This window comes from Micrococcus sp. HMSC31B01 (assembly GCF_001816085.1).
GTDB lineage: Bacteria > Actinomycetota > Actinomycetes > Actinomycetales > Micrococcaceae > Micrococcus > Micrococcus luteus.
The window spans coordinates 4,517-10,356 of the sequence record NZ_KV825129.1 but is presented as its reverse complement, the minus strand read 5'-3'; the positions used below and the strand labels follow the sequence as shown (position 1 = coordinate 10,356).

Here is a 5,840-nt window from a genome sequence, read left to right as displayed (position 1 = left end):
GCCCGCCGTAGCGGGCCTTGGGCCGGGCCAGCTGCGGCCACCGGTCCGGCGCCGCGCCGTAGTCGAACGTGCCGCCGTCCACGATCGCGCCGCCGAGCACCGCGCCGTGCCCGCCGAGGAACTTGGTGGCCGAGTGCACGACGACGTCGGCGCCGTGCTCCAGCGGCCGGTAGAGGGCCGGCGTCGCGAGGGTGCTGTCCACCACCACGGGCACACCGGCCGCGTGGGCGAGGTCCGCGAGCGCGGGCAGGTCCGGGAGGGTGGCAAGCGGGTTGGTGATGGCCTCGAGGAAGAACGCGCGGGTGTCGGGTCGGACCGCGGCGGCCCACGCGGGCGGGTCCGCCGGGTCCGCGAAGGTGACCTCGATGCCGAAGTCCGCGAACGTGTCCGTCAGCAGGTCGACGGTGCCCCCGTAGAGCTGGCTGGAGGCGACCAGGTGCTTGCCGCCCTGCAGCAGCGCCAGCAGGGACAGCGCGACGGCGGCCTGGCCGGTGGCCGTGGCGATCGCGCCGATGCCTCCCTCCAGTGCGGCGAGGCGGTTCTCAAACACCGCGACGGTCGGGTTGCCCGTGCGGCTGTAGGTGAAGCCGGGGGTCTCGAGCCGGAACATCGATGCCGCCGTGGCGTGGTCCGGGAAACGGAACGCCGTGGTCTGGTGGATGGGCGGGACGACCGGCCGGTGGGGCGCGGCGGGCTCGTAGCCGGCGTGGACTTGCTGTGTGGCGTGACGGGGCATCTGCTCTCCTCCATCGGTCCTGGCGGTAGCACCGGGCCTGCCGTTCCCGGGGGTCCGGGTCCGGCGGGCGGGTTGCTGCGGCGTCGTCGAGCCAGATCTCTCAGCCGCTCTGGATGGGTGGTGAGCCCATCCCACGCGGTGGGCCGCCGCGAGTCCAGCGGGCGACCGGCTCGCGCGTCATATGAGCCGCCACCGCGCCATGCGAGACCAGCCGGAGCCTCTCCGGGGCGCGGCGGGCCGTGGCGGACCCGTGTGACGGACTGGCGTGGAGGGGGGGTGTGTCAGACTCCCGGGCATGACACAGAGCACACCGGGCGGACCGGCCACGGGCCTGCCCGACTTCCGGCCCTCGGGCAACCAGGGCGTGGACCCGGCGCTGTACGAGATCGAGAACGCGGCCATGGACCGTGAGGGCGCCCTCTGGGCGGCGCTGCAGGAGGCGGCGCCTTGGACCGGGCGGACGCTGCTCGACCTCGGTGCGGGCACCGGCTTCTGGCTGCCCCGCTACGCCGACGCGGCCGAGACGATCGCCGTCGAGCCGGACGTGCGCCTGCTGGGGGCCGCCCGCGCCCGCCCCGGCGGGGCGCGCGTGCTGTACGGCTCGGCCGCGCGGATCCCGCTGCCGGAGGCGAGCGTCGACGTCGTGCATGCCCGGTTCGCGTACTTCTTCCCGCACCCGCACTGGGACGTCCGACCCGGCCTGGACGAGGTCGCCCGGGTGCTGCGGCCCGGCGGCGCGCTCGTGGTGATCGACAACGACACCGAGCGCGGCCAGTTCGCCGAGCTGCTGCGGGCGAGCACGAACGCCGCGGCGCAGGGCCAGGACACGTACGCCCGCGAGTGGTGGGCCGGCGTCGGGGCCGAGACCCGTGAGGTCATGAGCTCGTGGACCTTCGACTCCCGCGCCGACCTCGAGGCCGTCCTGCGGCTGGAGTTCGAGCGAGGGGTCGCCGACGCGTGGCTCGCCGAGCACCCCGCAGCGACGTCACTGAGCTACGGCTACCTGCTCCACGTGTGGCGGTGAGCACGGACCCGCGTCGCCAGACGCCTGCCCCCCGCACCCCTGACACTGGGACGCCCCCGCCGCCGGAAGGACGGGCGCGGTGGCTGGTCGCCTCCAACGCCCTCGACGCGGGTGGCCGGTCCGCCTCGGACGTCGCCCTGGATGTCCTGGCAGTGCTCCTGCTCGGCGTGGGCGCCGACGGCATGGGCGTGCTGATGACGCTCTCCGGGTTGGGATTCCTCCTGCTCGGCGTGCCCATCGGCATCGTGGTGGACCGACACCTCAGCCCGCGGCTGCTCGCGGCCACCGGCCTCGCCAAGGCGGCGGTGCTCGGCTCGCTCGTCGTGGCGTGGGCGCTCGACGCGCTCACGTTCGGTCACCTCGCCGCTGTCATGGCCCTGCTGGGCGTGCTCACGGTGCTGGCCGAGACCACCCAGACCGCGCTCGTGCCGCGCGTCGTGCCGGCCACCGCCGTCGCCCGCCTGACGGCGCGGCTCGAGTCCGCCGACGCCGCCCTCGTGTTGATCGTGCCCGCCGCGGCGGGCCTCCTCGTCGGGTCGCTGGGCGCGGGGCCCGTGCTCGGCATCGCGACGGCGTTCCTCTTCGCGGCGGCGATCGTCGCGCTCCGGGTACGGCTGCGGCCCTCCGCCGCGGTGGACGTCCCGGACGACGACGGGGACCCCGGCGTCGCGGACGTCCTGTCCCGCTGGGCCCGGTTCGGGAAGGACGCCGCGGAGGGGTGGACGGTCCTGCGGCGCACCCCGGTCCTGTGGCTGCTGACGATGGGGTCGGTGGCCGCCAACGTGGGCATGGCCCTCTTCGCCCCGGTCGAGGCGGTCTGGATCCTGACCGACCTGCGGCTCGGGCCGGAGTTCCTGGGCGTCCAGATCACCGCGGGCGCGGTCGGGGCGCTGGCGGCCTCGTCCCTGGCGGGCCGGGCCATCGACCGCCTGGGCGAGCGCCGGTGCATCCTCCTCGGCGCGGTCGGCGGCGCCGTGGCCGTGGGGCTGCACCTGCTGGCCTACGCCGACCGCGCCCATGCCGGGCCGTGGCTGCTGGCCGGCGCGGCCCTCTGGGGGTTCATGGTCCTGCTCGGGAACATCACCCAGGCCGCCGTGACCGCCCGCGCCTGCCCCGAGGGCACGCTCGGGCGGGTCACCGCGATGCGCCGCACCCTCACCCGGGGCTCCGTGCCGCTGGCGACCCTCGCGGGAGGTGCGCTCGGGGCGACGCTCGGGGTCGGCTGGGCGCTCGCGGGGTGGCAGGTCCTGGCGGTGGTCTCGCTGGCCGCCGTCGTGCCGGCCGCGCGGTGGGTGGATGCGGGGCGCGACGACGTCGACTGAGGCCGAGACGCTGACGCGGACACCGAGGTCGCTTAATGTGTGGCCATGGTCACCCATCCTGCGCTCCAGCAGCCGGTGATCGACGCCGTCGACATCAGTTCCGTCGCGGAGTTCTACCGCGCGTCCCACGACCACGCCTTGGGCTCCGCGGTCACCGGGGTCATGGAGACCGCCACCGCCATGGCCTTCGGCGTGTCTTCGGCTGAGACCTCTGCTGGCCACGTGGCGCTGGCGTGGCCCCGCCAGCGTGGGCCAGGAGCCCAGGCCCTCGCTCCGCGAGCGCGGGCCGGGAACGCCGACGGGCGGGGACCGTGCGGTCCCTGCCCGTCGGGGGAAGTGCTGGCTCAGGGCTGGGGGTGGTCGAGCTCGTGAGCGTCGAGGGCGCGCACGAGCTCGAGGAGGGGCATGGTGAGCACCTGGATGGAGCGAGCGCCCTTGGGGTGTTCGGTGACGGCGCGCCAGTGGTGGCCATGGTCCATGCGTGGTTCTCACGGCGCGTGTAGAAGGTCTTGGCCGCGTTGTAGCCGCCGGCGTAGGTGGTGGTCTGCTGCTCGGTGAGCTGTCTCCTCCGGTGGGGGTGCAGGAGGCTGAATACCTCTCGATGTGTCAAACCGCGTACCCCGGGTGGGGTGGTGTGTATCCCGCGAGCGCGGTCAAGGCGGGGCGCGTCGCCGAGATCCGGCTGTAGTCACGATGCGAGCTGCTGGCGCCGGAGTGGGCGTCGCGGATCTCACGTCGCCCCCACCGGAGCTCCGGCTGAGCTCGGCGCACGGTCTGTAGTGCGGTCCGACGGTGTGGGCCGAGAACACGGTGACGGTGCTCTTGGTCGCGGGCAACTGCGGACCCAGTCCAGGGGCCGACGAAAGGAGTTGCCGGCGGTGGAGGGAGTGGTCCTGAGCCCCGCGGCCCCCCCGCCGTGGTCAGCCTGCTGCTGTAGCGGAGGCGCTGGCGGGGGGGGTCGAGAGGGAATCCCCCGCCGGGAGGGTGAGTGCTGTACGGGTGCGCGCATCCAGCGTCTCAGAGGGATGGAAGTGGGCGGGAGCACAGCGGCCAGGGCGCCGGGGGCAGCGTCTTCCACTGGTCGGCTTGCCGTCAGGGGCCGGCTCCCCTCCGCATGTCCGGGAGTACGCAGAGCAAGATGTGTCGAGGGTCACAGTAGTGCTACAGTCCTTCCATCTGTGGAGCTGTGAGAACAATGTTCATTGAATGTTGAGTCGATAAGCGGGTTCATAGTGCCGGCCTTAACATTTCAATGGGTCTGGCTCGCTTCTTGGACACCGGAGGGGACGACATGAAATTCGGTACAACTGCATCAGTGGCAGCGCTTGCGATGGCTATATCGCTCGTAGGCGGCGGCGAGGCTCTTGCAGAGGGGGGGCAAGAGAGCGCTTCGACTGCGTCCATTGAGTTGGGTTCCATTACAACAAACTCTGTTTATTCAGAAGTGGACGACCTGCTGCTCTATGAGACGATACAGCTCGACGAGGTATCTTCCGGATCTTCCGTTCTAATTACCGAGCCCTCAGGATGTGAAACCATCCCAGGTAGCACTTACTTCAATTGTGGCGCAGGTGTTATCGAGATGACTCCGTTCACTCTGCACGGGGCACTTGGCAACGAGACGGATCTACCATACAGCTTGGCCTCTGAGCAGGACGGAATCCGCCTTACCATCGAGTCCGACGCGGAGAATGTTACTGTCATGGCGGTCGCGGGAGTGCGCGCCCAGCAAATCGTTTCTGGTGCCCAGAAGACTACTGAAGATGCCCTTGATGGACTCGTACTCGGTGGGGTTAAAGAACAAGACGTCGAAAACCCCTACGGAGACCTCTCCCTCACTGCTACGTTTCCGGGACCGGTAAAGATTCCCTCCTGGTATAAATACTGCCCGAATTCATGCACTCCGAAGGTCCTTCACGATTACTGCAGTTACTCGCCAGACTGGCACATGGCGGCAGATTTTCGTGGTCCGTGCGCTTTCCATGACCTTGCAATCGACGGCTTGAGGACGATGAGCATCTCTCTTTCCGCCAAGAGGTCTCAACGGGGGCTAATCGACGATCGGTTCCAGCGGAATCTTCACACGAATTGTAATTATTACAATTCTAAGTCTTACACGGCTAGGGCAAGCTGCCGAGGCGTTGCCAACGTCTATTATGAAGTTGTGAAGTCGAGAACGAGGAGCTGGGATGGGAAATGAGTAGCCGATGTTACAGGGTATTAGAGAATGGGGTGACTGCGACTAATGGTTATTGGTATTGCATTTCTCCAAGTGCTTATTCCTGCGACCTGGGTAGTTGTGACTACATCGGGCTGGATGGGTGAGCGGTACTCGTCCTTCTCCCTAGGCTTCGCGGTGTCTTCGATTATTATCTCGGTGGCGTCCTGGGTTTTATTAAAGCGATCGAAGAGTGCTGAGGTGCGCTTGAGGGGCGCTCCCTGGGTGTTTGCTCTAGCCCCTGCCCTTATGTTAATCGGGTTGGCCGCATTTCGATTGCCGGGTGAAGGTGGGTACTGGGGAGCGTGGCTATACATTGCCGGCATGGCTGCCCATCTACTTGTCTTCCTGCTTGTAATCGTTTATGCAATGCAAGCTCGAGGAGTGCTCCGCCAGTAGTGGCTTTCTTGGGTCAGCGGGGTCGATAGGAAGAACCGTCCTCAGTGCGCCATTATGTTTCGCTCAAGCTGGCTTGTGCGCCCGCCCGGTCCGGTGCGCTGTACGCGGCGTGCAGCGCACCGAGCCGTGCCGCCCAGTCCT

The 5,840-nt window shown here is 68.8% G+C and carries 5 protein-coding genes; 3 read left to right on the top strand and 2 right to left on the bottom strand.

Annotation, left to right across the window (positions count from 1 at the left end):
* A partial coding sequence (locus HMPREF3105_RS13520; RefSeq protein ID WP_246830344.1) for a PLP-dependent transferase occupies positions 1–736 on the bottom strand: 736 nt, incomplete at its 3' end.
* A 295-nt stretch (positions 737–1,031) separates the two neighbouring features.
* Here HMPREF3105_RS13520 and HMPREF3105_RS06605 point away from each other — a divergent pair.
* Complete coding sequence (locus HMPREF3105_RS06605; RefSeq protein WP_070709016.1) at positions 1,032–1,760, top strand: class I SAM-dependent methyltransferase; 729 nt, start codon at positions 1,032–1,034, stop codon at positions 1,758–1,760.
* The gene (locus HMPREF3105_RS06600; RefSeq protein ID WP_246830343.1) at positions 1,757–3,082 is read left to right on the top strand and encodes an MFS transporter; all 1,326 of its coding nucleotides are present in this window, start codon (positions 1,757–1,759) and stop codon (positions 3,080–3,082) included. The genes HMPREF3105_RS06605 and HMPREF3105_RS06600 overlap by 4 nt, the downstream gene beginning before the upstream one ends.
* Before the next feature lie 344 nt (positions 3,083–3,426).
* Here the strand turns inward: HMPREF3105_RS06600 and HMPREF3105_RS13675 are convergent, their stop codons facing one another.
* Complete coding sequence (locus HMPREF3105_RS13675; RefSeq protein WP_255843364.1) at positions 3,427–3,561, bottom strand: hypothetical protein; 135 nt, start codon at positions 3,559–3,561, stop codon at positions 3,427–3,429.
* A gap of 812 nt (positions 3,562–4,373) precedes the next feature.
* Here HMPREF3105_RS13675 and HMPREF3105_RS12710 point away from each other — a divergent pair.
* A complete protein-coding gene (locus tag HMPREF3105_RS12710; RefSeq protein ID WP_210401433.1) occupies positions 4,374–5,282 on the top strand; it encodes a phospholipase A2 in 909 nt (302 codons plus the stop codon).
* The last annotated feature ends 558 nt before the right edge of the window (positions 5,283–5,840 follow it).